Raw genomic sequence first — 23,131 nt, 5'->3', positions numbered from 1 at the left:
GAATTCTCGAATGGTTTTTGTAGTATAATAAGTTTGAAAAACTAGTATCTTCCTCTGTTACCGCCACCACTGTTTCTATCGTTGTAGCTTGAACCACCACCACGAGAATTACCACCACCATTGTAACCACCACCACTTGGACGGTTGTTAGAAAAAGATTTTCTTTCTCCTTCTGGTTTTGGTTCTGATTTGTTTACTACAATTGTACGACCTTCTACAGTAGCACCATTCAATTCAGTAATTGCTTTTTCAGCTTCTTCATCGCTTTCCATTTCAACAAAACCGAAACCTTTACTTCTTCCAGTAAATTTATCAGTAATAATTTTAACAGAACTAACCGATCCGTACACTTCAAAAGACTCTCTTAAATCTGCTTCCTCAATACTCCAAGGAAGACTTCCAACAAAAATGTTCATAATTTTATTTTAAAATTCCTGTCAAAGATAAGCTAAATAAAATGTAATCCACTATTAATTAGGTATTAATTATTATTTTAACAAATAAGTCGTTCCTAAATTAGGAACGACTTTTTATAAATATCTTATATTTTTTTATGGTGCTGGAACTATTGGAATTTTATAAAAAGTACCATATTGAAAATTAACTAAAGGTGAACCAACTGCGCCTAAATTTATAGCATTAAATTTAAATGTTCCAGTAACAGTAGCGCCTGTGTTTTCTGTGATAACAACTTCTCCATTACTTCCTTCTACATTTAAAACTCTAACTTTAGCGTTATTTCCACCACCTGTAATTGTTATTAAATCTCCTGCTTTGTAGCCATTTCCTGGAGAAGCAACTTTAACGGATGTTACAACACCACTAGTATTTGTTATTACACTTAATGTTAATCCAGAACCAGAACCTCCTGTAGTTGCATGAGAACTATTACATGCATAGCCTCCATCTAACAAAACACAATCAGGCGTATATCCAGAACCTCCAGCGAACATTTGCGAATTCATTCTAGCAACAGGTCCATTTATGATTTTAGTTTCATAATTCAAATTAACATCATCAAATGATGAAGAATAAGATGCCATGGTATTTAGATTTGTTGTGCCTAAATAATACGTTCCTTTAGCTCCACTAGCAATATCAATTTCTACTTCTTCATCCTGCGCAAGAGCTACCAAAGTTAAAGCTCCATTAGATGACCTATATGCTTTTACATCAATCCCATTAAAAAAAACATCATCTCTGTAAGCCTGAAATGCAGGATTACTAAATTTAACTTCTTCACTACATGATGCCAAAGCAAGTGTAACTACTAATAAGGTAACTAATTTTTTCATTTTGAATATGTATTACAACCACAAAAATAGTTTTTTTCACGAATTAAGCTATTTTTTTTAACTAAAAATCGATGAAAAAGTATTTTTTTTAATTGTATTAGTTTGAATGAAAAAATTTTATATCTTTGCACCCTTAATTAATCGAGGTCGAGTACCTCAAAATTTAATCAAAAAGATTATGTCAGTAAAAATTAGATTACAAAGACACGGTAAAAAACAAAAACCATTTTACTGGATCGTAGCGGCTGATGCTCGCGCAAAAAGAGATGGTAGATTCCTTGAAAAATTAGGAACTTACAATCCAAACACAAATCCTGCAACTATTGATTTAAACCTTGACCAAGCGGTACAATGGTTACACAATGGTGCTCAACCAACAGATACTGCTAGAGCAATTCTTTCTTACAAAGGTGCTTTATTGAAACATCACCTAGATGGTGGAGTTCGTAAAGGTGCTTTAACTCAAGAACAAGCTGATGCAAAATTAGCTGCTTGGATTGATGAAAAAGCTGGAAAAGTTGACGCTAAAAAAGACGGATTGTCTAAAAAACAAGCTGAAGCTAAAGCTAAAGCATTAAAAGCTGAAGTTGCTGCAAACGAAAAACGTGCAAACGCTGCTGCTGAAGCATTGAAAGCTGCTGAAGCTCCAGAAGTTGTAGAAGAAGAAGTTGCTGAAGTTGCCGAAGAGGTTGTTGCTGAAGTTGCTGTTGAGGAAACTCCAGCTGCTGAAGTTGCTGTTGAGGAAACTCCTGCAGTAGAAGAAGCTCCAGCTGCTGAGGAAGCTAGCGAAGAAACAGAAGCTTAATTTGTTGCGATAATGCGTAAAGAAGATTGTTTCTACTTAGGCAAAATCGCTAAAAAATTTAGTTTTAAAGGTGAAGTCCTTATCTATTTAGATACTGACGAACCAGAGTTATATGAAGATATGGAATCAGTTTTTGTTGAATACAACAAAAATCTGGTTCCATTTTTTATTGAAAATTGTAATCTACACAAAGGCGATTTTCTTCGAGTGAAATTTGAAGATGTCGATGATGAAGCAGAAGCTGATTCTATTATGGGTTGCGAAATTTATCTTCCTTTAAATATGTTGCCAAAACTTGAAGGCAACAAATTCTACTTTCATGAAGTTATCGGTTTCGAAATTGAAGACCAACGTTTAGGAGTTTTTGGAAAAATTGTTTCAATAAACGATACCTCAGCTCAACCACTTTTTGAAGTAATCAATGGCAATGTTGAAATACTTGTCCCTATGATTGACCAATTTTTGGTTAAAATCGATAGAGAGAACAAGAAAGTAATTATGGATTTACCAGAAGGATTGGTGGAAATGTATCTTTAATTAGATTTTTAGATTGTTGGATTTTTAGACTCCTTAGATTTTATCTTTTACAAAAAATGTCAACATTCAAATTCAAACAGTTTTCAGTTCAACAAGACAAATGTGCTATGAAAATTGGCACAGATGGCGTTTTACTTGGCGCTTGGTGTCCGATTGATAACAACCCTTTTTCGGTTTTGGATATTGGAGCTGGAACTGGAATTCTTTCTTTAATGTTGGCACAAAGGAGTAATGCTGAACAAATTGATTCTTTAGAAATTGATGAGGAAGCCTACGAACAATGTGTGGAAAACTTCGAAAATTCTCCTTGGTCTGATAGATTATTTTGTTTTCACGCAGGTTTGGATGAATTTGTTGATGAACCCGAAGATGAATATGATATCATAATTTCAAATCCTCCATTTTATTCAGAAGATTATAAAACTGACAGTTCTCAACGTGATTTGGCAAGATTTCAAGATGCTTTACCTTTTGAAGATTTGATTGAGGCTGCCGATTTACTCTTATCAGAAAACGGAATTTTTGCTGTAATTATTCCTTATAAAGAAGAAGAACGATTTATAGATTTATGTGCCGAAGTGGAACTGTTTCCTGTAAAATTAACTCGCGTAAAAGGCTCACATGCTACACCTATTGTTAGAAGTTTACTTGCATTTAAACGTTACGAACTTTCTGTATTAACAGCAGACGAATTGGTTATTGAAATCAGTCGTCATGAATACACTGATGATTACATTAATCTTACAAAAGATTTCTACTTGAAGATGTAATTTCACTTTTAATAATATTCTTTCTTTTTTTCGTAAAAAAATTAACAAATTCTGAAAATTTATAACATTCGTTGAATGATATAATAAATTAGTTTATGTAATTTTGCCAACATTAAAATTTCAATCAAATGAAACCAGATTTATTTCAAGCTCCAGATTATTACTTGTTAGACGATTTGCTAACAGAAGAACATAAATTAGTTAGAGATTCTGCTCGTGCGTGGGTAAAAAGAGAAGTTTCTCCAATTATTGAAGACTATGCTCAACGAGCTGAATTCCCAAAACAAATTATCAAAGGTTTAGGAGAAATTGGTGGTTTTGGACCTTATATTCCAGAAGAATATGGCGGTGCAGGATTAGACCAAATTTCTTATGGATTAATCATGCAAGAAATAGAAAGAGGTGATTCTGGTGTTCGTTCAACATCATCGGTTCAATCTTCTTTAGTGATGTATCCAATATGGAAATTTGGAACAGAAGAGCAAAGAATGAAATATTTGCCAAAATTAGCAACAGGAGAATTCATGGGTTGTTTTGGATTAACTGAACCAGATCATGGTTCGAATCCAAGTGGAATGACTACGAATTTTAAAGATATGGGTGACCATTATTTATTGAATGGTGCTAAAATGTGGATTTCAAATGCTCCATTCGCAGATGTTGCTGTAGTTTGGGCAAAAGATGAATCAGGAAGAATTCACGGATTAATTGTGGAACGTGGTATGGAAGGTTTTACAACTCCTGAAACTCATAACAAATGGTCACTTCGTGCAAGTGCAACTGGTGAGTTAATTTTTGATAATGTAAAAGTTCCGAAAGAAAATTTATTGCCAGGAAAGTCTGGTCTTGGTGCTCCAATGATGTGTTTGGATTCTGCTAGATACGGAATTGCTTGGGGTGCAATTGGTGCCGCAATGGATTGTTACGATACTGCTTTGCGTTATGCAAAAGAAAGAATTCAATTTGACAAACCAATCGCTGGAACACAATTACAACAAAAGAAATTGGCCGAAATGATTACAGAAATCACTAAAGCACAATTACTTACTTGGAGATTAGGAGTTTTGCGTAATGAAGGAAAAGCTACTACTGCTCAAATTTCGATGGCAAAAAGAAACAATGTTGATATGGCAATTCATATCGCTCGTGAAGCACGTCAAATTCTAGGTGGAATGGGAATTACAGGAGAATATTCTATCATGCGTCACAGTATGAATTTAGAATCTGTAATTACTTATGAAGGTACACACGACATTCACTTATTAATTACTGGTGCCGACATTACAGGCATTCCTGCTTTTAAATAAAATAAAAATTATTAATAAAAAATGCTTCTCATCTTTTGGGAAGCATTTTATTTTTAATCAATTTTAAAAACTAAATGAAATACAAGTGTATTATTTTTGATTGTGATGGTGTTTTAGTTGATAGCGAAGCAATATCCAGCTCAGTTTTAACTGAAATGGCAAATGAGCTTGGAATTAAAATCTCTCATGAAGAAGCATTAGAAAATTTTACTGGAAAATCATTAAAATATAGTTTGGATTATATTGAAGCAAAATATTCTAAATCACTTCCAGATAATTTTGAAGATGAATTTAGAAAAAAATCTTTCCATAAATTTTCAATTTATCTAAAACCTATAAATGGGGTTCATGACGTTTTAAACAACCTTACAATTCCTTTTTGTGTAGCCTCAAGCGGACCAGTAGAAAAGATAATTAATAATTTAACAACTACAAAGTTGATTCATCATTTCGAAGGCAAAATATTCAGTTCATATGAGATTAAAAGTTGGAAGCCTGAACCAGATATTTTTTTATACGCGGCCAAAAATATGGGTTTTGAGATTAATGATTGTTTAATAATTGAGGATAGCATTACTGGAATACAAGCTGCAAAATGCGGTGGTTTTGATGTAATAGGATTTGTTAATGATAATAATAAAGAACGTTTCAAAAACGAAAATATACCTATTTGTTATTCAATGAGCGAATTAGAAAATTTACTAAAATATCAGATTAAACAATAAATAAAATTGATATAAAAAGCTTCTCTATTTCGAGGAGCTTTTTTACTTTTGATAAAGTATTTTGAAATCTAAATTGTTTTATTTTACGTAAATTCTAAAAAAAATTGCAATGACTATTCAAACCATCAACAACAATATTCAAGAATATAAAAATCAATTACTTGCCCATTCATTATATGAGAAAGTAAAGACCATTGAAGATCTTCACTGCTTTTTAGAAAATCATATCTATGCCGTTTGGGATTTTATGTCGTTGTTAAAAGCTTTGCAGAACAAGTTAACATGTACCACAACGCCGTGGTTACCAATAGGAAATCCTGAAATACGATACTTAATCAACGAAATTGTAGTAGCTGAAGAAACCGATTTAACTTTAGATGGATTACGTCAAAGTCACTTTGAAATGTACATTGATGCAATGGAACAATGTGGTGCAAACACTTCACAAATTCATGATTTTTTAATCAATGTTAAAGCTACCCAAAATATTTTTGTATCTATCAAAAAAAGTGATTTGCATCCAAACGTTAAAGACTTTTTAGATTTCACTTTCAGAGTTATTGAAGAAGGAAAAGCGCACAAAATTGCCGCTGCATTTACCTTTGGAAGAGAAGATTTAATTCCGAATATGTTTACTGAAATCTTGAAAAACTTTCAGAACAATTTTCCTGAAACCGATTTGTCAAAATTGATTTACTATTTTGAACGTCATATTGAATTGGATGCTGACGAACACGGACCAATGGCAATGCAAATGGTAACAGAACTTTGCGGTGATTCTGAACAAAAATGGAAAGAAGTTGAAGAAGTTTCTGTTCATGCACTTGAAAAACGTATTGGACTTTGGAATGCTATTGAAGAACAAGTGGAACAGAAATTAGAAATGGTTTAATACAACTTTTGATAAATTAAATTTCATTACTTTTGATTTCTATCAATCCCATTTGGAATTTAAAATATTGGAATTTAAAACTTATGTCATCTCAAACAAGATTAACACGCGCCTACAAAGAAGCCAAACGAATTCAATTCACCAATCAAGATAAATTTATTCTGTTTAGTGATTGTCATCGTGGCGATGGAAGTTTTGCTGATGATTTTGCCAATAATCGCAATATTTATGTTCACGCTTTAAACCAATATTACAAAAACGGGTTTCAATATGTAGAACTTGGTGATGGTGATGAACTATGGGAAAATTTATTTTTCAAAGATATTTTGGAAGCCAACAAAAATGTTTTTTTATTACTAAAGAAATTCTATTTGCAAAAAAAACTTCACATGATTTATGGAAATCATGATATGGTTTATAGAAATCCTTCTATTGTAAAAAAGAATTTTGCAGAATATTTTGATACAGGCGAAGGAAAAAAAATGCCTTTGATGCCCGATTTAAAATTTCATGAAGCTATCGTTTTAGAAAACTCAGAAACAGGTCAAGAATTATTTTTAACCCACGGACATCAAGCCGATTTTTTCAATTATGTTGGTTGGAAATTCAATCGTTTTTTTGTGAGAATTCTGTGGAAACCTTTGCAAGTTTGGGGAATAAAAGACCCAACTAGTCCGGCTAAAAATTACCTTGAGTCCATAAAAGTAGAAAGAAGAATCAAAAAGTGGATAGCTGATAATGGGAATAAAATCACAATTGTTGGACACACACATCGTCCACATTTTCCAAAACCACATGAAAATTTGTTAAACTTTTTCAATGATGGAAGTTGTGTTCATCCAAGAAATATTACCGGAATTGAAATAGAAAACGGCAAAATCGCTTTAGTCAAATGGTTGATAGACACTAATAATGATGGTGTTTTACAAATTGTAAAAGAATATATTGAAACTCCAGTAGATTTAATTTCGTATAAATCATTATGAAACATTTACTTAAAATAAGTTGTTTACTATTATTTACTTTGCTTGTTAGTTGTTCAGCAAATGACACTGTGCAAACATCATCAAGTGGAAAAACAATTAAATATTTAGCTCTTGGTGATAGTTACACAATAGGACAAAGTGTATGTGAGACTTGTCGCTTTCCAATCCAATTGCAAACTGAACTTAAAAATAATCTTACTTCTAAAGATGTATTTGTAACCAATATTATTGCACAAACAGGTTGGACTACTACCAATTTAAAATCGGCAATTGCAACTCAAAATCCAACAAATGATTATGATTTGGTTACTTTATTAATAGGTGTTAACAATCAATATCAAAACAGACCTTTCAGTCTATATGAACAAGAATTTCCAGAATTAGTAAACATTGCTATTGCCAAAGCCAAAGGAATAAAAGCAAATGTAATTGTAGTTTCAATACCAGACTATGCCTACACACCTTTTGGAAATGGAAACACAACTATTTCAACGCAAATTGATGCTTACAACGCTTTTGCAGAAAATTATTGCATTCAAAACAATATCACTTTTGTGAACATAACTGATATCACTAGACAAGGATTAGTACAACCTAATTTGGTTGCCAGTGACGGTTTGCATCCATCTGAAATAGCTTACGCTAAATTTGTAGAAAGAATTTTTCCTAAAGCTAAAGTGGTTTTGGGGTTGTAAAAAACTAATAATTACTCCATTCCTTATTGAAAGTAGTTACTAAATTTTGATTATTCAACCTATTAATCAAAATTTCTTTTGACAACATATCTTTTGAAAAATGTGTTAAACTATTCCAATCATAATCATAAAATCGTAATCCTTTTATTTTTCGTTTTAATATTAATGCTTTTTTCGAATTATTAACCATGTTAAAACCCCATTCACCAAAAGAAGGTAAATAGACATGATAAGGATTGGTGTTTTGAAATGAATGTTTTATTGTTTCATTGATACACCAAAAAGATTTTGGAGCAAAAAATGGAGAAGTTGATTGAACAGTTAAAATTCCGTTGGCAGATAGATGATTTTTTACTTTATCGTAAAATGTCGTTGAGTATAATTTTCCAAGACTAAAATTGGAAGGATCAGGAAAGTCAATAAAAATTATATCATATTTTTCAAAATTTGAATCAAGCCACACAAAAGCATCGCTATTAATTACATTAACTTTATTATTTAAAAGTGAATTTTTATTTAATCTCTTTAACAAAGGATTTTCTTTAAAAATGTCTGTCATTTCCTTATCCAAATCAACTAGAGTAATTTTTTTTACTTCTTTGTACTTTAAAATTTCTCTTGCTGCCATACCATCACCACCACCTAAAATTAGTATATTCTCTATGCTATTTGCAAAAGAAATTGCAGGATGTACAAATGCTTCATGATATCTGTATTCATCGAATGAACTAAACTGTAGATTGTTATTTAAATATAGCTTATAATCATTTCGCTCGTGTGTTAAAACCAATCTTTGATATTTGGTTGTTTTTGAAATGATGATATTCTCATTGTAAAGACTTTTTTCAGAAAAAGCAATAATATTATCTGAAAAATAAAGAGTTACAACTAAAACTAAAAACATTATAATTCCTTTTAATCTTAAAAACAAAACATTTCTTACGTGCTCTTTAAGAAAAAAACTCATGGCAATTCCCACCAGAATATTGAATAATCCGAAAATTAATGAGGTATTTATTAGTCCAAATTGTGGCACAAAAAAAAGTGGAAATGCTATTGAAGCCAATAATGCACCTATATAATCAAAAGTAAATACGTTAGAGACAAGCGTATTAAATTGAAATTTGTCTTTTAAAATTATCATCAATATTGGAATTTCTAATCCTACTAAACATCCTATAATGAAAACTATAAAATATAAATAGAACTCAAAATATTCAACATAATTAAAGATAAGAAAAAGTATAGGCGCACTTAAACCACCTATTAATCCAATGATTAATTCAATTTCAATAAATTTATTTACTAAATTATTTATTATAAATTTTGAAAAATATGAGCCAATTCCCATTGCAAAAAGATAAATCCCTATTACAAGTGAAAATTGAGTGATTGAATCGCCAAGTAAATAACTTGCTAAAGCACCAGCAATTAACTCATAAACTAATCCGCAAGTTGAAATAATGAAAATGGTAAATAAAACAAGTCTTTCAATTTTCATTATCCATGAATTGCAAAACCAATTATTAGAGAAATACCTAAAATAAAAGCAGCAAAAACAATTGCTAATGCAGTATTTTTATTTTGTACTATTTCTTTCCATGTGTTTTCTGGAGTTAATTTTTCAAGTATATAATAACAAATTAAAAGGATAAGAAATCCTAACATTGAATATAACACTGAATTGATTACTGGTTTTAATAAGATATCTTCCATATTTTTTTATTTGTGTTGGTAATTATTTGAATTATAAAATCGGTTTACTCTTGACCTTTTTTCTTGCTCTGTTTTTTCACAATTACAGATTCTATTTCCTGAAAGTGTGTAATAGTAATATCCACTTACAACTATTAAACTTATTAATAGTGCAAATTTATTTTCTGATATATATGTTAATGCCTTTTTCATTCTTCTTTTGAATAAGGTGAATAATCACTATCATTCCATCTTCGTTGCTCAAAACTATTTTTAATAAAAAATAAAATTATGACTATTATTAAAAAAACAACAAAAGCTGAAACAAAATTCCAATTGTCACTTTTATCCCAATAAACATCAATTTTAAATCTTGAATTAGAAACATCATTCGTGTCTTTACTTGGAACAAAAGTAATTTTATATTTTCCAGAACTTACACCACAAATATTAAACTCATCTGTTGTATCTCCTTCTGTCCAGTTTTCTCCTCCTTCATATCCGTGATAATATTCAATATCTTTGGAAAAATATGACGATTCACCTGTAGTTTGATTTACCAATGAAAAATCAGTTGCAACCCAAGAATTATCAACGTCTGAATTAATAAAAATTTTTAAAGGAGCAATCGGACCTTTTAATTCAAAAACATCTGTTGAAATTTCTTTGTTATTATTATCAAGCAAATTGATTTCATTAGAATATACTAACTGATTTTTAGAACTATTACTAAAATACAAATGAGAAATTAAAATAAAAATACAGGCACTACAAAACACAATAATTGTGTTGTTTAAATTGAAATAAAAAGGTTGAACCATTCCAACTTGAGATTTAGTAGGAACAGATTTAATATTAAAAATACTTTTAATTTCTTTTGATGAAATGTGCTTTCCTAAAAAAGAGGTTTGTTTTCCATCTTCGATTTCAATTGAAAGTAAACTTGGAGGGCAAATGAAATCAGCATACTCTATATTTTCATCTTTATCAATTTGATATTCAAAAAAACCTGCACCTGAAAAATCAATATACTTACCTCGATCGTAAAGTTTATAATCGATGTCTTCATAATAAATTTCTCTTATAAACTTATCAGTACTCTTCAATTCAATTTCCTCAGAAATAGTCCAATTACCATTTTCTTCAGTAAAATATTTTTTAGAATTATTATCAGAAATCAATTCATATTCTAACCAAGAATCATTTGATAAATCTTTCTTTAAAATAACATTTGAAACACAATATTTTTGATTTTCAAAATCAACGATTGTACCTATTGGAATTACATAATTAAATGAAGATTTATTTGAACTTTTTAATTTTAAAATACCATTTTCATTCTTATGAAGTGAAAAACACTTTACACAAATATAGTAGTGATATGAAACTTCATATTGCACATTTAAAACATGATTACAGCTCAAACAACTTACTTCCATCTATCTGAATATTTCGTGCTTTGAAATTATTTCTCCTTCAAAAAATTCAACAAATTTTTCTACTATTTCTCTAACCGTTTCTGTATTATCTTTAAAATAATTACACAAATATACATCAAGAGTTAATTGCATAAACTCTGGCCAAGTATGAATACAAATATGAGATTCTTTTAAACAAATTGCAATTGTATAACTTTTATTGTCAAAATCATGAACTGAAATCCCAACTTTTTCTAGCTGAAATTCTTCTAAAATTTTCTCAGAAAACTCAATAAAAACCTCACTATTTGTTAGTTTATCAACATGAAAAACTTTTAACGTTATGAGTTTATGCAATCCATTTAAACTAGATTTTTGAATCATCTATAGATATTTTTGTAAATTAACAACTAATGTTGATTTTACGCAAGTAATTTTGTTTTGTTACAAAAAAAGCGAAAATTTCTTTTCGCTTCTATTATTGTTCTGGTGCAATTTCGAGTTCTAATCCGTCGATGGCTTCTGTAATTGGAATTTGGCAACCCAATCTTGAATTTTCTTTTACATGATAAGCTTCCCAGAGCATGGCTTCTTCATCTGGATTTCTTTCTAATGAAATTACATCGTTTAAAACATAGCATTGACATGATGCACACATGGCCATTCCGCCGCAAACACCAACGGTTCCTTCTTCGGCTAATTCATAGGCGCGAATTAGTTCCATGATGTTCATATTCATGTCGGTTGGAGCTTGAACTTCGTGTCGTTCTCCGTTTCTATCGGTTATGTATACTGTTACGTCTTGTGGCATTAGTCAATCGATTTTACAACTGCTTTTTCAGCTTCTTTTCTAGTCCCGTCGAATCCGTCAACACCTGAAACTGTTGTATATTTTAAAACATATTTTTTACCTGGATTGATTCTGTTGTAAACACTTTGGCACATTAAAGTTGCCTCGTGGAAACCACATAAAATCAATTTCAATTTTCCTGGATAAGTATTTACGTCACCAATGGCGTAAATTCCATCGATATTGGTTTGGTAATCTAAAGCGTTGTTAACTTTGATGGCATTTTTCTCAATTTCTAATCCCCAATTGGCAATGGCTCCTAATTTTGGTGTCAATCCAAAAAGCGGAATAAAATAATCGGTTTCAAAAACTTGTTGAACGCCTTCGTTTTCTAAAACAATACTTTCAACATGGTCTTTTCCGTTAATGGCAACAACTTCTGCCGGTGTAATCAAGTTGATTTTTCCAAGTTTTTTCAATTCTTGTACTTTTTCAACTGAATCTAAAGCACCACGGAATTCGTTTCTTCTATGTACTAAAGTAACTTCGGAAGCCACATTGGAAAGGAAAATACTCCAATCTAAAGCAGAATCTCCGCCACCTGCAATAACTATTCGTTTATCACGAAATAATTCTGGATCTTTTACAAAATATTCTACTCCTTTTTCTTCGTAGAAAGCAATGTTTTCTAATTGTGGTTTTCTTGGTTCAAAAGTTCCTAAACCACCTGCAATAGCAACCGCTTTGGCGTGATGTTTTGTTCCTTTGTTTGTAGTAACGATAAACGTTCCGTCTTCTAATTTATCAATAGTTTCAGCAGTTTCAGCCAAAGTAAATCCTGGTTGAAATTGTTTGATTTGTTCCATCAAATTGGTTACTAAATCACCAGCTAAAACTTCTGGATAACCCGGAATATCAAAAATTGGTTTTTTAGGATATAACTCTGCCAATTGTCCTCCTGGTTGTGGAAGCGCGTCAATAATGTGACATTTTAATTGTAAAAGTCCAGCTTCAAAAACGGTGAAAAGTCCTGTTGGACCCGCGCCTATAATAAGTATATCAGTTTCGATCATTTTTTAAGTTTCAAAGTCGCAAAGTAACAAAGTGAAAAGGTCTTTAAATATGATTTTTATCATACAAGAATCATGCAATATTTTCAACTGTTTCAATTTGAGGAGCGTACTTTTTTATTGTAGTTTCAACTCCTGCCTTTAAAGTCATTTGATTTACACTACAACCTGTACAAGCACCTTCAAAACGTACCTTCACGTGTTTTTCTTCATCAATAGAAACCAATGAAATATCACCACCATCAGAATTCAAAAAAGGTCTGATTTCTTCTAATGCTTTTTCGATATTTAAAGTTAATTCTTCGTGTGTCATTTTTTTGGAATTTTGGATTGTTAGATTTTTGGATTGTTAGATATTTAAAAATCTAATCATCCAACACTCTGGAAATCTATTTTTTTACAGCAGAACATCCTGCCATTGTTGTTATTTTGATTGCTTCTGTTGGCGCAAGATTTTCGTTTCTGTTTACTGTTTCTTGAACCACATTTCTTGCGATTTCTTCGTATATTTTTTCTAATGGCGATGCAGTTTGCAAAGCAGCTGGACGACCGTAATCGCCTGCTTCGCGAATACTTTGCACCAATGGAACTTCTCCTAAGAATGGCACTTGTAAATCTTCTGCAAGATTTTTGGCACCTTCTTTTCCGAAGATGTAATATTTGTTATTTGGCAATTCTTCTGGTGTGAAATACGCCATATTTTCGATAATTCCTAAAACTGGAACATTGATAGCATCACTTTGGAACATTGAAACACCTTTTCGAGCATCGGCTAAAGCTACATTTTGAGGTGTACTAACTACAACCGCACCTGTTATTGGTAAAGCTTGCATAATTGACAAGTGTATATCACCTGTCCCTGGAGGTAAATCGATTAACATGAAGTCTAATTGTCCCCAATCAGCGTCAAAAATCATTTGGTTTAATGCTTTCGAAGCCATTGGTCCACGCCAAATAACGGCTTGACTTGGAGAAGTGAAAAATCCGATAGAAAGTAATTTGATTTCATAACTTTCAATTGGTTTCATTTTAGACTTTCCGTCAACTTCTATAGAAATTGGTTTTTCGTTTTCTACATCAAACATTATTGGCATACTCGGACCGTAAATATCGGCATCAAGAACTCCAACTTTGAATCCCATTTTAGCTAAAGTAACGGCTAAATTGGCTGTTGTTGTAGATTTTCCAACACCTCCTTTTCCAGAAGCTACAGCAATAATATTACTAATTCCTGGAATAGATTTTCCTTTTATTTCGTTTGGATTTTCTTTAGCTTCCACTTTGATATTTACTTTCACAACAGCATCTGGAGAGAATTGTTCGTGAATTAGTTTTTTAATATCGTCTTCAGCTCTTTTTTTAATATGCATTGCTGGAGTTGAAATCAATAAATCAACCACAACCTCATCGCCAAAAGTGATTACATTTTGAACCGCACCACTTTCAACCATATTTTTCCCTTCACCAGCAATAGTAATTGTTTCTAATGCTTTCAAGATTTCTTTTCTATCTAACTTCATTTTTATTTAAACTGAATATGAATTGCAAAGATAGTAAGAAGTTTAAAAGTATGATAGTAACAAGCTTTAAAGTTTTGTTATAATGAGATAGTTTGATTCTATTGTTTTGTAACAATTTGAAGCTTCTTGAAAATTAGGAAATAATTAAACGTCCATTTCTGGTATCCAAAAATATTTTTCGAAATCTACAATTTGATTGTCAACCACTTCAATTCCTTCGTTTTCTAAAAGTTGTTGCATAAGATTGGTTCCATCGAAGTGATGTTTCCCTGAAAGTAATCCTTTTCTATTTACAACACGATGTGCTGGAACATCATCGCGATTATGACTAGCATTCATTGCCCAACCTACCATTCTTGCTGAACGAGCTGTTCCTAATGCTTTGGCAATAGCGCCATAAGAAGTTACTTTACCTTCTGGAATTTGTTTTGCAATGGCATAAACGCGTTCAAAGAAATTTTCTTCCATTACAAATGATACTTTACAACATTGTATAAGGTAAAAATAGCTACAACTCCGGTAATGATTCCGATGATTTTGTTCATGTTTTGCATAAAATAATCGGTTTTAGATTTCATTTTATTGAAAAACAAAACGTACAAATAGAACACTAAAAACGAACCTAAAACAACTCCAAAAACTAAGCTATAAATGGATATCGGATTGAAGGTAAAAATATTAAAAGAAGCTAAAGTAACACTGACAAAAACATAATATGGAATTGGAAAAAAGTTTATCGCCGAAATCAACATTCCCATAAAAAAGCGACTTCTTTTACTTTTTAAATGCAGTGAATCTTGCGATTTTAGTTTTGGCTTCTTAGCAAAAAATAAAAAGTAAACAGATAAAATTGAAAAAATCACCAAACCAATCTCACGTAATAAAACCACAATTTCTTGATGACTATTAATGTATCTAGCAAAAATTACAGAAATATACGTTTGAAAAAATATCACTATTAAAGCTCCAAGAACAAAAACCATGGCGCGTTTTCTTCCATCAGTAAAATCAACTTTGGCTGCTGTCATATTAATTAATCCTGGAGGAAGAATTCCTATTACAGCTGCAATAAATCCCGATAAAAGTGGAAGGATGATGTTCATGTTATCAGTTTGCAGTTCTCAGTTTTCAGTATTTCTAAACAGATAACTGACAACAGACAACACTACTTTTTAATTTTAAAACGAATATACGTAATTGCTTTGTTAATTTCCAAATATTGTTTTTCGTAAAACGTTTGAATTTCAGTTACTTCACTTGGAGCACCTTCATTTTTGTAAACATTGTGATTAGCGTATAAAACTTCGTGACCTTCACCGTGTAAAAGACCTAAAGTATAACCATGCATGAACTCAGAATCAGTTTTTAGATTTACAACGCCATCAGGTTTCAAGATTCTTTTGTATAATTTCAAAAACTCTGAATTGGTCATTCTGTGTTTTGTTCGCTTGTATTTTATTTGTGGATCAGGAAATGTTATCCAAATTTCAGACACTTCACCATCGGCAAAAATATGATTGATTAACTCTATTTGAGTTCTAACAAAAGCTACATTATGCATTCCTTCATCGACAGCCGTTTTTGCTCCACGCCAAAATCTGGCACCTTTTATATCAATTCCTACAAAGTTTTTCTCTGGATAACGTTCTGCTAAACCAACAGAATATTCGCCTTTTCCGCAACCTAATTCAATGATTATTGGATTGTCATTTTTGAAGAAATCTGAATTCCATTTTCCTAATAAAGGAAACTCATTTCCTACTACTTCTTCTCTTGTTGGTTGAAAAACGTTGGTGAACGTCTCGTTTTCCTTGAATCTTTTTAACTTATTTTTACTTCCCACGTTTCTATAAAATATTTTAGCAAAATTAAGGAAATAATATCCACCACAAATAAAGTTTTGATAATGTTTATGTAACCTTAACAATACAGCTATTCACTTATTTTTGTAGAAACTATTTATTTTGAAGAAAAGAAAAGTTGAAGTTGTAGTTATTTCTGATGTTCATTTAGGAACTTATGGTTGCCATGCCAAAGAATTATTTCAGTATTTATCTGAAATTAAGCCAAAAATACTCATTCTAAATGGCGATATTATTGATATTTGGCAATTCAGAAAGTCTTATTTTCCGGCAAGTCATTTGAAAGTGATTAAGAAAATCATTTCGTTAAGTTCAAAAGGCACCAAAGTCTATTATCTGACCGGAAATCATGACGAATTCTTAAGAAAATTTACCGATTTGCATTTAGGAAATTTAAGTTTGCTAAATAAACTAGTCCTAAATTTAGATGGAAAAAAAGCTTGGATTTTTCACGGAGATGTTTTTGATGCTTCAATAAATCATGCCAAATGGTTGGCTAAACTTGGTGGTTGGGGTTATGATATTCTAATTCTAATTAATCGTTTTCTGAATTGGATTTTGGCTCAAATGAATAAAGAACCTTATTCACTTTCAAAGAAAATTAAAAACAATGTGAAATCGGCTGTGAAATTTATTACTAACTTTGAAAATGTTTGCACAGATTTGGCTATTGAAAACAACTATGATTATGTAATTTGCGGACACATTCACGAGCCAAAAATTGAATATATTACCAACGAAAAAGGAAAGACAATCTATTTAAATTCAGGTGATTGGATTGAAAATTTAACAGCTTTAGAATACAATAATAAAAAGTGGAAATTATACAAGCATGCTCCAAGTGAAATTGTTACTGAAGAAGAACAATTTGAATATGAAAATCAACTTGCAGAACAATTTATCACTTTATTAAAAAACTAAAAATGACTAAAAATATTCTCGTTGCGCCACTAAATTGGGGTTTAGGTCATGCAACTCGATGTATACCTATTATTCGTGAATTAGAAAAAAATGGTTTTACACCAATCATTGCTTCAGATGGTGTTGCTTTAGCTTTATTGAAAAAAGAATTTCCGCATTTAACAGCATTAGAATTGCCTTCTTACAATATTGAATATGCCAAAAAAGGTGAGAATTTTAAATGGAAATTGATAAAAAATAGTCCAAAAACGATTAATGCCATTTTATCTGAAAAACAATTGGTTAAAAAATGGGTTAAAGAATATGATTTAAAAGGAATTATTTCCGACAATCGATTGGGTGTACACTCTAAAAAAGTGCCTTCGGTTTTTATGACACATCAATTGACCGTTTTATCAGGAAAAACAACTTGGATTTCTAGTAAATTACATCAATTTTTTATTAGAAAATTTGATGAATGTTGGGTTCCTGACATTGAAAAAGCTCCAAATTTGACTGGAAAATTAGGGCATTTAAAAAGCTCAAATTTAAACATAAAATATATTGGAGTTTTAAGCAGATTAGAAAAGAAAGTTCTAGAAATAAAATACGACATTATGGTTCTGCTTTCTGGTCCGGAACCTCAACGAACTATTTTGGAAGAAAAACTAATTGAAGAACTTAAAGACAACAAAGAAAAAATAGTTTTTATAAAAGGAAAGGTAACGAAGGAACAAGTAAAAGAACAAAAAGGGAATATTACTTTTTATAATTTTATGCAATCTGAAGAATTGGAAAAAACTTTTAACGAAAGTGAAATGGTACTTTGTAGATCGGGTTATACAACCGTTATGGATTTGTGTAAATTACAAAAGAAAGCTTTTTTTATACCAACTCCAGGTCAATTTGAGCAAGAATATTTGGCGAAAAAATACAAGAGAGAAGGTTTAGTTCCTTATAGTAAACAAGATAAATTTGTTATTGATGATATTCTTTCAGTTCCTTTATACAAAGGTTTGCCTTTGATACCTTCGGAAATCAATTGGAATCAATTATTTTTGCTTTTCGAGCGTGAATGAGAATTCTGATCCTTTGCCAAATTCACTTTCTATGTAAATTTTTTCATTGTGTCCTTCAATAATGTGTTTCACAATTGAAAGTCCTAAACCTGAGCCACCTTCACTTCTTGCGCCACTTTTGTCTACTCTGAAAAAGCGTTCAAAAAGTCTTGGAATATGTTGTTGTTCAATTCCTTCGCCGTTGTCTCTTACACGAACAATAATTTTATTTTTAACCAAATCTTCAATGGATACTTCGGTTGTACCATTTTCTTTTCCATATTTTATGGAGTTCATTATTAAATTTGTAACTACTTGTTGAATTTTTTCTTGATCTGCAAAAACGTTTATTGGTTTATTATATTTTCTATCAAACATTAAAATAATGTTCTTTTTATCGGCTTGCATTTCGAGCAAGTCAAATACATTTTGAATTAATTCTACAATATTAAATTCTGTAAATTCTAAATTCAAATCGCCCATTTCTAATTTAGAAATCATATCTAAATCTTCTACAATATAAATCAATCGTTCAACGCCTTTTTCAGCTCTTTCTAAATATTTTTTCCTTTGATCTTTGTCTCTAACACCATCAACCAATGTAGAAATATAACCTTGAACCGTAAAAAGTGGTGTTTTCAATTCATGAGAAACATTTCCCATAAACTCTCTTCTATATTCTTCTCTTACTTTAAGGTTTTCGATTTCGAGTTTTTTGTCGGTGGCAAATTTCTTAACTTCTTTAGTTAAGGTTGCCATATCTGTTGTAATGGATTGACTTCGTAAAGTTGTCGAATCTAATAAAGAAACATCATCGTAAATCTTTTTCACACGACGATAAATAAAATGTTCTACACGATATTGAAGTACAAAAAATGAAAAAATAGCAATTGATATTGCATAGATTAAACAAAATAGTAAAGAAAAGGTGGCAAATAAAAATAACAAACCAGCAACTAAGCTAGTTGAAAAAAGTGTAATATATAAAGTTGATATTACAGCAAATCTATATGTTTTTTTGAAATTTAATGCCATTTTTAAGTTGAAGTATTCTTTTTACATTCGCAATTTAAAACATTGCTACTTTGCAAAGTTAACATTAAACTTCAAACTTATAGCCAACACCTTTAATGGTTTTAAATAAATCTTCACCTATTTTTTCACGGAGTTTTCTAATGTGAACATCAATAGTTCTTCCACCAACAATAACTTCGTTACCCCAAACTTTATCAAGAATTTCTTCTCTCTTAAATACTTTACCAGGTTTTGAAGCTAACAAATAGAATAATTCAAATTCTTTTCTAGGAAGAACAATTTCTCTTCCATCCATAACTATTTTATATTCTTCACGATTAATTTCAATTCCACCAACATTTAGGTTTTCACTTGAAGTTGTTTCGTCTTTAAGTCTTCTTAATAAAGCTTTTACTTTACTTACCAATAATTTTGGTTTTATTGGTTTAGCAATATAATCATCTGCACCAGCATCAAAACCTGCTACTTGAGAATAGTCTTCGCTTCTTGCCGTTAAAAATGTTATGATGATATTACTCAATTCAGGAATTTTTCTAATGTTTTCACAAGCTTCCATTCCGTCCATTTCTGGCATCATTACATCCATGATGATTAGTTGTGGTCGTTCCTTTTTTGCAACTGCAATTGCTTCTTTACCATTTGAAGCTGTTACAATTTTATAACCTTCTTGAGTCAAGTTATACCCTACAATTTCTAGGATATCTTGTTCATCATCAACCAATAAAATCTTTATGTCTTTTTTCTTCATAATGCAAAAAATTATAATGTTTTGCGATGTAAATATACTATTTTATCAGTAATTAATTCTTATTAAAAATGAGTTAACGGTAATTTAATCTGTTAACAATATCATAATGTTATAAAAACACAAAGGTAATTTTCGATTAAGATGAACTTTACATAGTACATGTTACTTTGCAAAAAATTATTTAACCAGATGAAACAAAAACTATTATTTATAACAATTTTATTTACAGCTTTTTCTTTTGCTCAGACCAAAAGCGTTATTAAGGGTAAAATTACCGACAAAGACATGAATAATGCGCCTCTTGCATTTGCAAATGTTTCTGTCAAAGGTTCTTCAAATGGAGTAACCACTAATGAAAAAGGAGAATACTCCATATCGCTTCCTTCAGGAGAATACGTTGTGGTATTTAGCTTTATAGGTTATGAAACCATTGAAAAAATAATTGATTTAAAACCTAATCAAACAATTGAATTAAATGTAGCTTTAGGAAGTGGTGGTTACAAATTAGATGACGTTGTTATTAAGAGTGTAAAGAAAAGAAATACTGAAACAGCTATTCTAACAGAAATAAAAGAAGCCAAGCAAGTTGTAAGTGCTATTAGTGCTGAACAAATGTCAAAAGGAACCGATGGAAATGCAGCTCAAGCTATTCAAAGAATACCTGGAATCACAATTGTTGATGGAAAGTTTGTAATGATTAGAGGTTTAAGTGAGCGCTACAATAATGTATTGATTAATGGTTCTCTTGCTCCAAGTACAGAAATAGATAAAAGAACGTTTTCTTTTGATCTAGTTCCTACAGGACTTTTAGATAAAATGGTTATCTATAAAACTGGTTCTGCAGATAAACCAGGAGATTTTTCTGGAGGTATTATTTCATTGAACACTATCGAAAGCACATCAGATTTTACAAAATTTGATATAAGTTTTGGTTACAGATCAAAAACAACATTCAATGATTATTTACAATCTGAAGGTTCAAATACAGATTTTGTTGGGATAGATAACTCTTTTAGACCATTACCTTCAAGTTTTCCAACTACATCACAATTAAATAATAGTGCAGCTACTTCACAACTTCGTGTTGACGCTGCAAGATCATTGCCAAATAATTTTGACACTAATGCAAGTAATGCCTTTTTAGACAATAGCACAGGTTTTTCATTGGGTAGAAAAATAAACTTAGGAAATACAAAAATATTTAGTGTTAACGCACTTAATTATTCAACAAGCTATCAGTCTTTTTCAAGAAGTTTTAGAAGATATAATTTCTTGAATGCCGGCGAAGCAAGACCTACAGATTGGTTTACATTTAATGACATGAACTACCAACAAGAAGTACGCATCACTGCATTGTCTAATTGGTCATTAAAAACTGCGAAATCAAAATTTACTTTCAAAAATTTATTCAACCAAATTGGAGAAAATGAAACTACAATTCGTCAAGGAATTAATTTTAATCAACAGGCTAATAACACATTAAAAAACTATATGTATGCTTATAAGAGCAGAAGTATATATATGGGGCAATTGAATGGTGATCATAATTTAAATTCTAACAACAATATTGATTGGGTTGTTGGTTATAATTATATCAGAGAAAATGAACCAGATTTAAGACGTTTCAGAACTTTTAAAGATGTTAACTCAACTTCAGACAATTATACATTTCAAGATCCATCATCTTCTAATTTATTTTCTGGTAGATACTATGGAAACTTAAGAGAGTTTAGTGCTAATAACGGTGTTAACTATACTTACACTATCAATAGAGATTCAGAAACAGAAGAACGTTCTCCAATAAAAATTAAAGCTGGTTACTTGGCAGATTACAAGTTTAGAATTTTCAAATCAAGATATGTGTCTTATGTTTTGAAAGATTATCTTACATCGGCAAGAAAAGACGAATTAACAAACCTTCCTTTATCAACAATTTTCAGCAATGAAAATATCAATAATCAAAATGGATGGGTTTTAGAAGAAGGAACAAAACCAGATGATTCATACAAAGCTGACAATACTTTATTAAGTGGTTACATCAACACAGAATTACCTCTTGGAAAATTTGACATTAACATGGGTGTTCGTATAGAAAACAATACTCAAAAACTGAGAGCTTTTTCAAATGGTAATCCAGTAAATGTTGACAATCCTGTTACTTCTATTTTACCTTCTTTGAACATCGGATATAATATCAATGAAAAATCTTTAGTAAGAGCTGCTTATTCAAGAACAGTAAACAGACCTGAATTTAGAGAAATTGCACCTTTCTTATTTTATGATTTCGAATATGAAGTTTTAAAATTTGGAAATGCTGACTTAAAAGTTGCTACAATAGACAATATTGATTTTAGATACGAATGGTATCCAAGCAAAGGAGAAACTATTTCATTTGGAGGTTTCTATAAAAAATTCACTAATCCAATTGAGCAAATTATTCAAAGAACTGCTGAAGATCCATCTTTCAATTTTAAAAACGCAACTAGTGCAGTAAATTATGGTGCTGAATTGGAAATTAAAAAATCATTCAAAGATTTAACCAACATTCCAATTTTAAATAGACTTTCTATCAACATCAACGCATCTTACATATTCTCAGAAGTTGACCTTGGTGCTGCTGCACAATCACAAGATTCTAAAAGAGCTTTACAAGGACAATCACCTTATATCATTAATGGTGCTCTAGGATATGAAGATGAAAAAGGACTTGGAATTAACTTAATTTACAACCGATTTGGAAACCGAATTTTCTCTGTAGGTGACGACGCTTTTAACACCTATTATGAAATTGAACGTAATCAGCTTGATGCAACTATTTCAAAAAAATTTAAAAAACTAAAAGTTAAACTTGGTTTACAAAACATACTTAACGATCCTTTCAAACTAATGGAAGATTCTAATAGAGATAACAAAATAAGCAAAGCCAATGACAATGTAATTTCTTCTTTCAAAAGAGGTTCTCTATATACTTTAGGTTTTTCTTACAACTTATAATACTAAAATTCAAACACTGTAATACACAA

The 23,131-nt window shown here is 30.8% G+C and carries 27 protein-coding genes; 11 read left to right on the top strand and 16 right to left on the bottom strand.

The genetic code is table 11. The annotated features are described in order from the left end of the window. Positions 1 to 41: 41 nt before the first annotated feature. Both ACIQ06_RS03060 and ACIQ06_RS03055 read right to left on the bottom strand, forming a co-directional pair. Positions 42 to 416, bottom strand: a complete 375-nt coding sequence (locus tag ACIQ06_RS03060; protein ID WP_345091783.1) for an RNA-binding protein — start codon at positions 414 to 416, stop codon at positions 42 to 44. Positions 417 to 551: 135 nt separating this feature from the next. Then, positions 552 to 1,295, bottom strand: coding sequence for a DUF6252 family protein (locus tag ACIQ06_RS03055; protein ID WP_396143818.1), 744 nt, complete (start codon positions 1,293 to 1,295; stop codon positions 552 to 554). A 178-nt stretch (positions 1,296 to 1,473) separates the two neighbouring features. Between ACIQ06_RS03055 and ACIQ06_RS03050 the strand changes: the two genes are divergently transcribed. The 8 genes from ACIQ06_RS03050 (at position 1,474) to ACIQ06_RS03015 (ending at position 8,012) form a co-directional block, all read left to right on the top strand. Next, entirely contained in the window at positions 1,474 to 2,100 is a 627-nt protein-coding gene (locus ACIQ06_RS03050) for a 30S ribosomal protein S16 (RefSeq protein ID WP_396143817.1), read from the top strand. A gap of 12 nt (positions 2,101 to 2,112) precedes the next feature. Then, positions 2,113 to 2,637, top strand: coding sequence for a ribosome maturation factor RimM (gene rimM, locus ACIQ06_RS03045; protein ID WP_298304784.1), 525 nt, complete (start codon positions 2,113 to 2,115; stop codon positions 2,635 to 2,637). A gap of 56 nt (positions 2,638 to 2,693) precedes the next feature. Then, complete coding sequence (locus ACIQ06_RS03040; protein ID WP_396143816.1) at positions 2,694 to 3,407, top strand: tRNA1(Val) (adenine(37)-N6)-methyltransferase; 714 nt, start codon at positions 2,694 to 2,696, stop codon at positions 3,405 to 3,407. A gap of 128 nt (positions 3,408 to 3,535) precedes the next feature. Beyond that, positions 3,536 to 4,714, top strand: coding sequence for an acyl-CoA dehydrogenase family protein (locus tag ACIQ06_RS03035; RefSeq protein ID WP_396143815.1), 1,179 nt, complete (start codon positions 3,536 to 3,538; stop codon positions 4,712 to 4,714). A 74-nt stretch (positions 4,715 to 4,788) separates the two neighbouring features. After that, on the top strand, positions 4,789 to 5,439 hold the full coding sequence (locus ACIQ06_RS03030; RefSeq protein ID WP_396143814.1) for an HAD family hydrolase: 651 nt from the start codon (positions 4,789 to 4,791) through the stop codon (positions 5,437 to 5,439). 109 nt (positions 5,440 to 5,548) lie between these two features. Next, a complete protein-coding gene (locus ACIQ06_RS03025) occupies positions 5,549 to 6,331 on the top strand; it encodes a DUF3050 domain-containing protein (RefSeq protein ID WP_396143813.1) in 783 nt (260 codons plus the stop codon). An 83-nt stretch (positions 6,332 to 6,414) separates the two neighbouring features. Beyond that, positions 6,415 to 7,317, top strand: coding sequence for a metallophosphoesterase (locus ACIQ06_RS03020; RefSeq protein WP_396143812.1), 903 nt, complete (start codon positions 6,415 to 6,417; stop codon positions 7,315 to 7,317). Then, positions 7,314 to 8,012 (top strand): SGNH/GDSL hydrolase family protein, encoded by a 699-nt coding sequence (locus ACIQ06_RS03015; RefSeq protein ID WP_396143811.1) that lies wholly within the window; start codon positions 7,314 to 7,316, stop codon positions 8,010 to 8,012. The genes ACIQ06_RS03020 and ACIQ06_RS03015 overlap by 4 nt, the downstream gene beginning before the upstream one ends. Positions 8,013 to 8,016: 4 nt before the next feature. Here the strand turns inward: ACIQ06_RS03015 and ACIQ06_RS03010 are convergent, their stop codons facing one another. The 12 genes from ACIQ06_RS03010 to trmB form a co-directional block, all read right to left on the bottom strand. Beyond that, positions 8,017 to 9,513: a polyamine aminopropyltransferase gene (locus ACIQ06_RS03010; protein ID WP_396143810.1), complete on the bottom strand. Its 1,497-nt coding sequence runs from the start codon at positions 9,511 to 9,513 to the stop codon at positions 8,017 to 8,019. Next, the gene (locus ACIQ06_RS03005) at positions 9,513 to 9,728 is read right to left on the bottom strand and encodes a DUF350 domain-containing protein (protein WP_396143809.1); all 216 of its coding nucleotides are present in this window, start codon (positions 9,726 to 9,728) and stop codon (positions 9,513 to 9,515) included. The genes ACIQ06_RS03010 and ACIQ06_RS03005 overlap by 1 nt, the downstream gene beginning before the upstream one ends. Before the next feature lie 6 nt (positions 9,729 to 9,734). After that, on the bottom strand, positions 9,735 to 9,920 hold the full coding sequence (locus ACIQ06_RS03000) for a hypothetical protein (RefSeq protein WP_396143808.1): 186 nt from the start codon (positions 9,918 to 9,920) through the stop codon (positions 9,735 to 9,737). After that, complete coding sequence (locus tag ACIQ06_RS02995; RefSeq protein WP_396143807.1) at positions 9,917 to 11,146, bottom strand: DUF4178 domain-containing protein; 1,230 nt, start codon at positions 11,144 to 11,146, stop codon at positions 9,917 to 9,919. Before ACIQ06_RS02995 ends, ACIQ06_RS03000 begins: the two co-directional genes overlap by 4 nt. Continuing rightward, complete coding sequence (locus ACIQ06_RS02990) at positions 11,147 to 11,509, bottom strand: S-adenosylmethionine decarboxylase family protein (protein ID WP_298175305.1); 363 nt, start codon at positions 11,507 to 11,509, stop codon at positions 11,147 to 11,149. It lies immediately after the preceding gene. 94 nt (positions 11,510 to 11,603) lie between these two features. After that, a complete protein-coding gene (locus tag ACIQ06_RS02985; RefSeq protein ID WP_298175306.1) occupies positions 11,604 to 11,936 on the bottom strand; it encodes a 2Fe-2S iron-sulfur cluster-binding protein in 333 nt (110 codons plus the stop codon). Beyond that, complete coding sequence (locus ACIQ06_RS02980) at positions 11,936 to 12,988, bottom strand: NAD(P)/FAD-dependent oxidoreductase (protein ID WP_298304818.1); 1,053 nt, start codon at positions 12,986 to 12,988, stop codon at positions 11,936 to 11,938. The genes ACIQ06_RS02985 and ACIQ06_RS02980 overlap by 1 nt, the downstream gene beginning before the upstream one ends. Positions 12,989 to 13,058: 70 nt before the next feature. After that, the gene (locus ACIQ06_RS02975) at positions 13,059 to 13,298 is read right to left on the bottom strand and encodes a NifU family protein (protein ID WP_298304821.1); all 240 of its coding nucleotides are present in this window, start codon (positions 13,296 to 13,298) and stop codon (positions 13,059 to 13,061) included. A gap of 76 nt (positions 13,299 to 13,374) precedes the next feature. After that, positions 13,375 to 14,505: an Mrp/NBP35 family ATP-binding protein gene (locus tag ACIQ06_RS02970; protein ID WP_344816974.1), complete on the bottom strand. Its 1,131-nt coding sequence runs from the start codon at positions 14,503 to 14,505 to the stop codon at positions 13,375 to 13,377. A 144-nt stretch (positions 14,506 to 14,649) separates the two neighbouring features. Further along, positions 14,650 to 14,973: an MGMT family protein gene (locus ACIQ06_RS02965; RefSeq protein ID WP_396143806.1), complete on the bottom strand. Its 324-nt coding sequence runs from the start codon at positions 14,971 to 14,973 to the stop codon at positions 14,650 to 14,652. After that, positions 14,973 to 15,608, bottom strand: coding sequence for a LysE family transporter (locus ACIQ06_RS02960; RefSeq protein WP_298304832.1), 636 nt, complete (start codon positions 15,606 to 15,608; stop codon positions 14,973 to 14,975). Before ACIQ06_RS02960 ends, ACIQ06_RS02965 begins: the two co-directional genes overlap by 1 nt. A gap of 62 nt (positions 15,609 to 15,670) precedes the next feature. Next, on the bottom strand, positions 15,671 to 16,348 hold the full coding sequence (gene trmB, locus ACIQ06_RS02955) for a tRNA (guanosine(46)-N7)-methyltransferase TrmB (protein ID WP_396143805.1): 678 nt from the start codon (positions 16,346 to 16,348) through the stop codon (positions 15,671 to 15,673). A 121-nt stretch (positions 16,349 to 16,469) separates the two neighbouring features. On the opposite strand from trmB, the gene ACIQ06_RS02950 reads away from it, so the two are divergent. Both ACIQ06_RS02950 and ACIQ06_RS02945 read left to right on the top strand, forming a co-directional pair. Further along, complete coding sequence (locus ACIQ06_RS02950; protein ID WP_396143804.1) at positions 16,470 to 17,288, top strand: UDP-2,3-diacylglucosamine diphosphatase; 819 nt, start codon at positions 16,470 to 16,472, stop codon at positions 17,286 to 17,288. A 2-nt stretch (positions 17,289 to 17,290) separates the two neighbouring features. Next, positions 17,291 to 18,346: a glycosyltransferase gene (locus ACIQ06_RS02945; protein ID WP_396143803.1), complete on the top strand. Its 1,056-nt coding sequence runs from the start codon at positions 17,291 to 17,293 to the stop codon at positions 18,344 to 18,346. On the opposite strand, the gene ACIQ06_RS02940 is transcribed toward ACIQ06_RS02945, so the two are convergent. Both ACIQ06_RS02940 and ACIQ06_RS02935 read right to left on the bottom strand, forming a co-directional pair. Further along, a complete protein-coding gene (locus tag ACIQ06_RS02940) occupies positions 18,320 to 19,360 on the bottom strand; it encodes a sensor histidine kinase (protein ID WP_396143802.1) in 1,041 nt (346 codons plus the stop codon). The genes ACIQ06_RS02945 and ACIQ06_RS02940 overlap by 27 nt on opposite strands. Before the next feature lie 64 nt (positions 19,361 to 19,424). Beyond that, the gene (locus tag ACIQ06_RS02935; RefSeq protein WP_396143801.1) at positions 19,425 to 20,108 is read right to left on the bottom strand and encodes a response regulator transcription factor; all 684 of its coding nucleotides are present in this window, start codon (positions 20,106 to 20,108) and stop codon (positions 19,425 to 19,427) included. Positions 20,109 to 20,297: 189 nt separating this feature from the next. Here ACIQ06_RS02935 and ACIQ06_RS02930 point away from each other — a divergent pair, with 189 nt between their 5' ends. Then, complete coding sequence (locus ACIQ06_RS02930; protein ID WP_396143800.1) at positions 20,298 to 23,102, top strand: TonB-dependent receptor domain-containing protein; 2,805 nt, start codon at positions 20,298 to 20,300, stop codon at positions 23,100 to 23,102. Positions 23,103 to 23,131: the final 29 nt, after the last annotated feature.

The sequence above is a fragment of the Flavobacterium sp. genome (assembly GCF_044341265.1).
Lineage (GTDB): Bacteria > Bacteroidota > Bacteroidia > Flavobacteriales > Flavobacteriaceae > Flavobacterium.
Note: the sequence above shows the minus strand (reverse complement) of the source record. Positions and strands in the feature narration are given on the sequence as shown.

What these genes read in the sequence shown, in the direction of transcription:
- ACIQ06_RS03055 (WP_396143818.1), bottom strand. Translation starts at nt 1,295, where the DNA reads ATGAAAAAATTAGTTACCTTATTAGTAGTTACACTTGCTTTGGCATCA.
- ACIQ06_RS02960 (WP_298304832.1), bottom strand. Translation starts at nt 15,608, where the DNA reads ATGAACATCATCCTTCCACTTTTATCGGGATTTATTGCAGCTGTAATA.
- ACIQ06_RS03050 (WP_396143817.1), top strand. Translation starts at nt 1,474, where the DNA reads ATGTCAGTAAAAATTAGATTACAAAGACACGGTAAAAAACAAAAACCA.
- ACIQ06_RS03030 (WP_396143814.1), top strand. Translation starts at nt 4,789, where the DNA reads ATGAAATACAAGTGTATTATTTTTGATTGTGATGGTGTTTTAGTTGAT.
- ACIQ06_RS02940 (WP_396143802.1), bottom strand. Translation starts at nt 19,360, where the DNA reads ATGGCATTAAATTTCAAAAAAACATATAGATTTGCTGTAATATCAACT.
- ACIQ06_RS02935 (WP_396143801.1), bottom strand. Translation starts at nt 20,108, where the DNA reads ATGAAGAAAAAAGACATAAAGATTTTATTGGTTGATGATGAACAAGAT.
- ACIQ06_RS03020 (WP_396143812.1), top strand. Translation starts at nt 6,415, where the DNA reads ATGTCATCTCAAACAAGATTAACACGCGCCTACAAAGAAGCCAAACGA.
- ACIQ06_RS02985 (WP_298175306.1), bottom strand. Translation starts at nt 11,936, where the DNA reads ATGCCACAAGACGTAACAGTATACATAACCGATAGAAACGGAGAACGA.
- ACIQ06_RS03040 (WP_396143816.1), top strand. Translation starts at nt 2,694, where the DNA reads ATGTCAACATTCAAATTCAAACAGTTTTCAGTTCAACAAGACAAATGT.
- ACIQ06_RS03015 (WP_396143811.1), top strand. Translation starts at nt 7,314, where the DNA reads ATGAAACATTTACTTAAAATAAGTTGTTTACTATTATTTACTTTGCTT.
- ACIQ06_RS02995 (WP_396143807.1), bottom strand. Translation starts at nt 11,146, where the DNA reads ATGGAAGTAAGTTGTTTGAGCTGTAATCATGTTTTAAATGTGCAATAT.
- ACIQ06_RS03060 (WP_345091783.1), bottom strand. Translation starts at nt 416, where the DNA reads ATGAACATTTTTGTTGGAAGTCTTCCTTGGAGTATTGAGGAAGCAGAT.
- ACIQ06_RS03005 (WP_396143809.1), bottom strand. Translation starts at nt 9,728, where the DNA reads ATGGAAGATATCTTATTAAAACCAGTAATCAATTCAGTGTTATATTCA.
- ACIQ06_RS02945 (WP_396143803.1), top strand. Translation starts at nt 17,291, where the DNA reads ATGACTAAAAATATTCTCGTTGCGCCACTAAATTGGGGTTTAGGTCAT.
- ACIQ06_RS02975 (WP_298304821.1), bottom strand. Translation starts at nt 13,298, where the DNA reads ATGACACACGAAGAATTAACTTTAAATATCGAAAAAGCATTAGAAGAA.
- ACIQ06_RS02965 (WP_396143806.1), bottom strand. Translation starts at nt 14,973, where the DNA reads ATGGAAGAAAATTTCTTTGAACGCGTTTATGCCATTGCAAAACAAATT.
- ACIQ06_RS02990 (WP_298175305.1), bottom strand. Translation starts at nt 11,509, where the DNA reads ATGATTCAAAAATCTAGTTTAAATGGATTGCATAAACTCATAACGTTA.
- ACIQ06_RS02980 (WP_298304818.1), bottom strand. Translation starts at nt 12,988, where the DNA reads ATGATCGAAACTGATATACTTATTATAGGCGCGGGTCCAACAGGACTT.
- ACIQ06_RS03000 (WP_396143808.1), bottom strand. Translation starts at nt 9,920, where the DNA reads ATGAAAAAGGCATTAACATATATATCAGAAAATAAATTTGCACTATTA.
- ACIQ06_RS02930 (WP_396143800.1), top strand. Translation starts at nt 20,298, where the DNA reads ATGAAACAAAAACTATTATTTATAACAATTTTATTTACAGCTTTTTCT.
- ACIQ06_RS03010 (WP_396143810.1), bottom strand. Translation starts at nt 9,513, where the DNA reads ATGAAAATTGAAAGACTTGTTTTATTTACCATTTTCATTATTTCAACT.
- rimM (WP_298304784.1), top strand. Translation starts at nt 2,113, where the DNA reads ATGCGTAAAGAAGATTGTTTCTACTTAGGCAAAATCGCTAAAAAATTT.
- ACIQ06_RS02970 (WP_344816974.1), bottom strand. Translation starts at nt 14,505, where the DNA reads ATGAAGTTAGATAGAAAAGAAATCTTGAAAGCATTAGAAACAATTACT.
- ACIQ06_RS03025 (WP_396143813.1), top strand. Translation starts at nt 5,549, where the DNA reads ATGACTATTCAAACCATCAACAACAATATTCAAGAATATAAAAATCAA.
- ACIQ06_RS03035 (WP_396143815.1), top strand. Translation starts at nt 3,536, where the DNA reads ATGAAACCAGATTTATTTCAAGCTCCAGATTATTACTTGTTAGACGAT.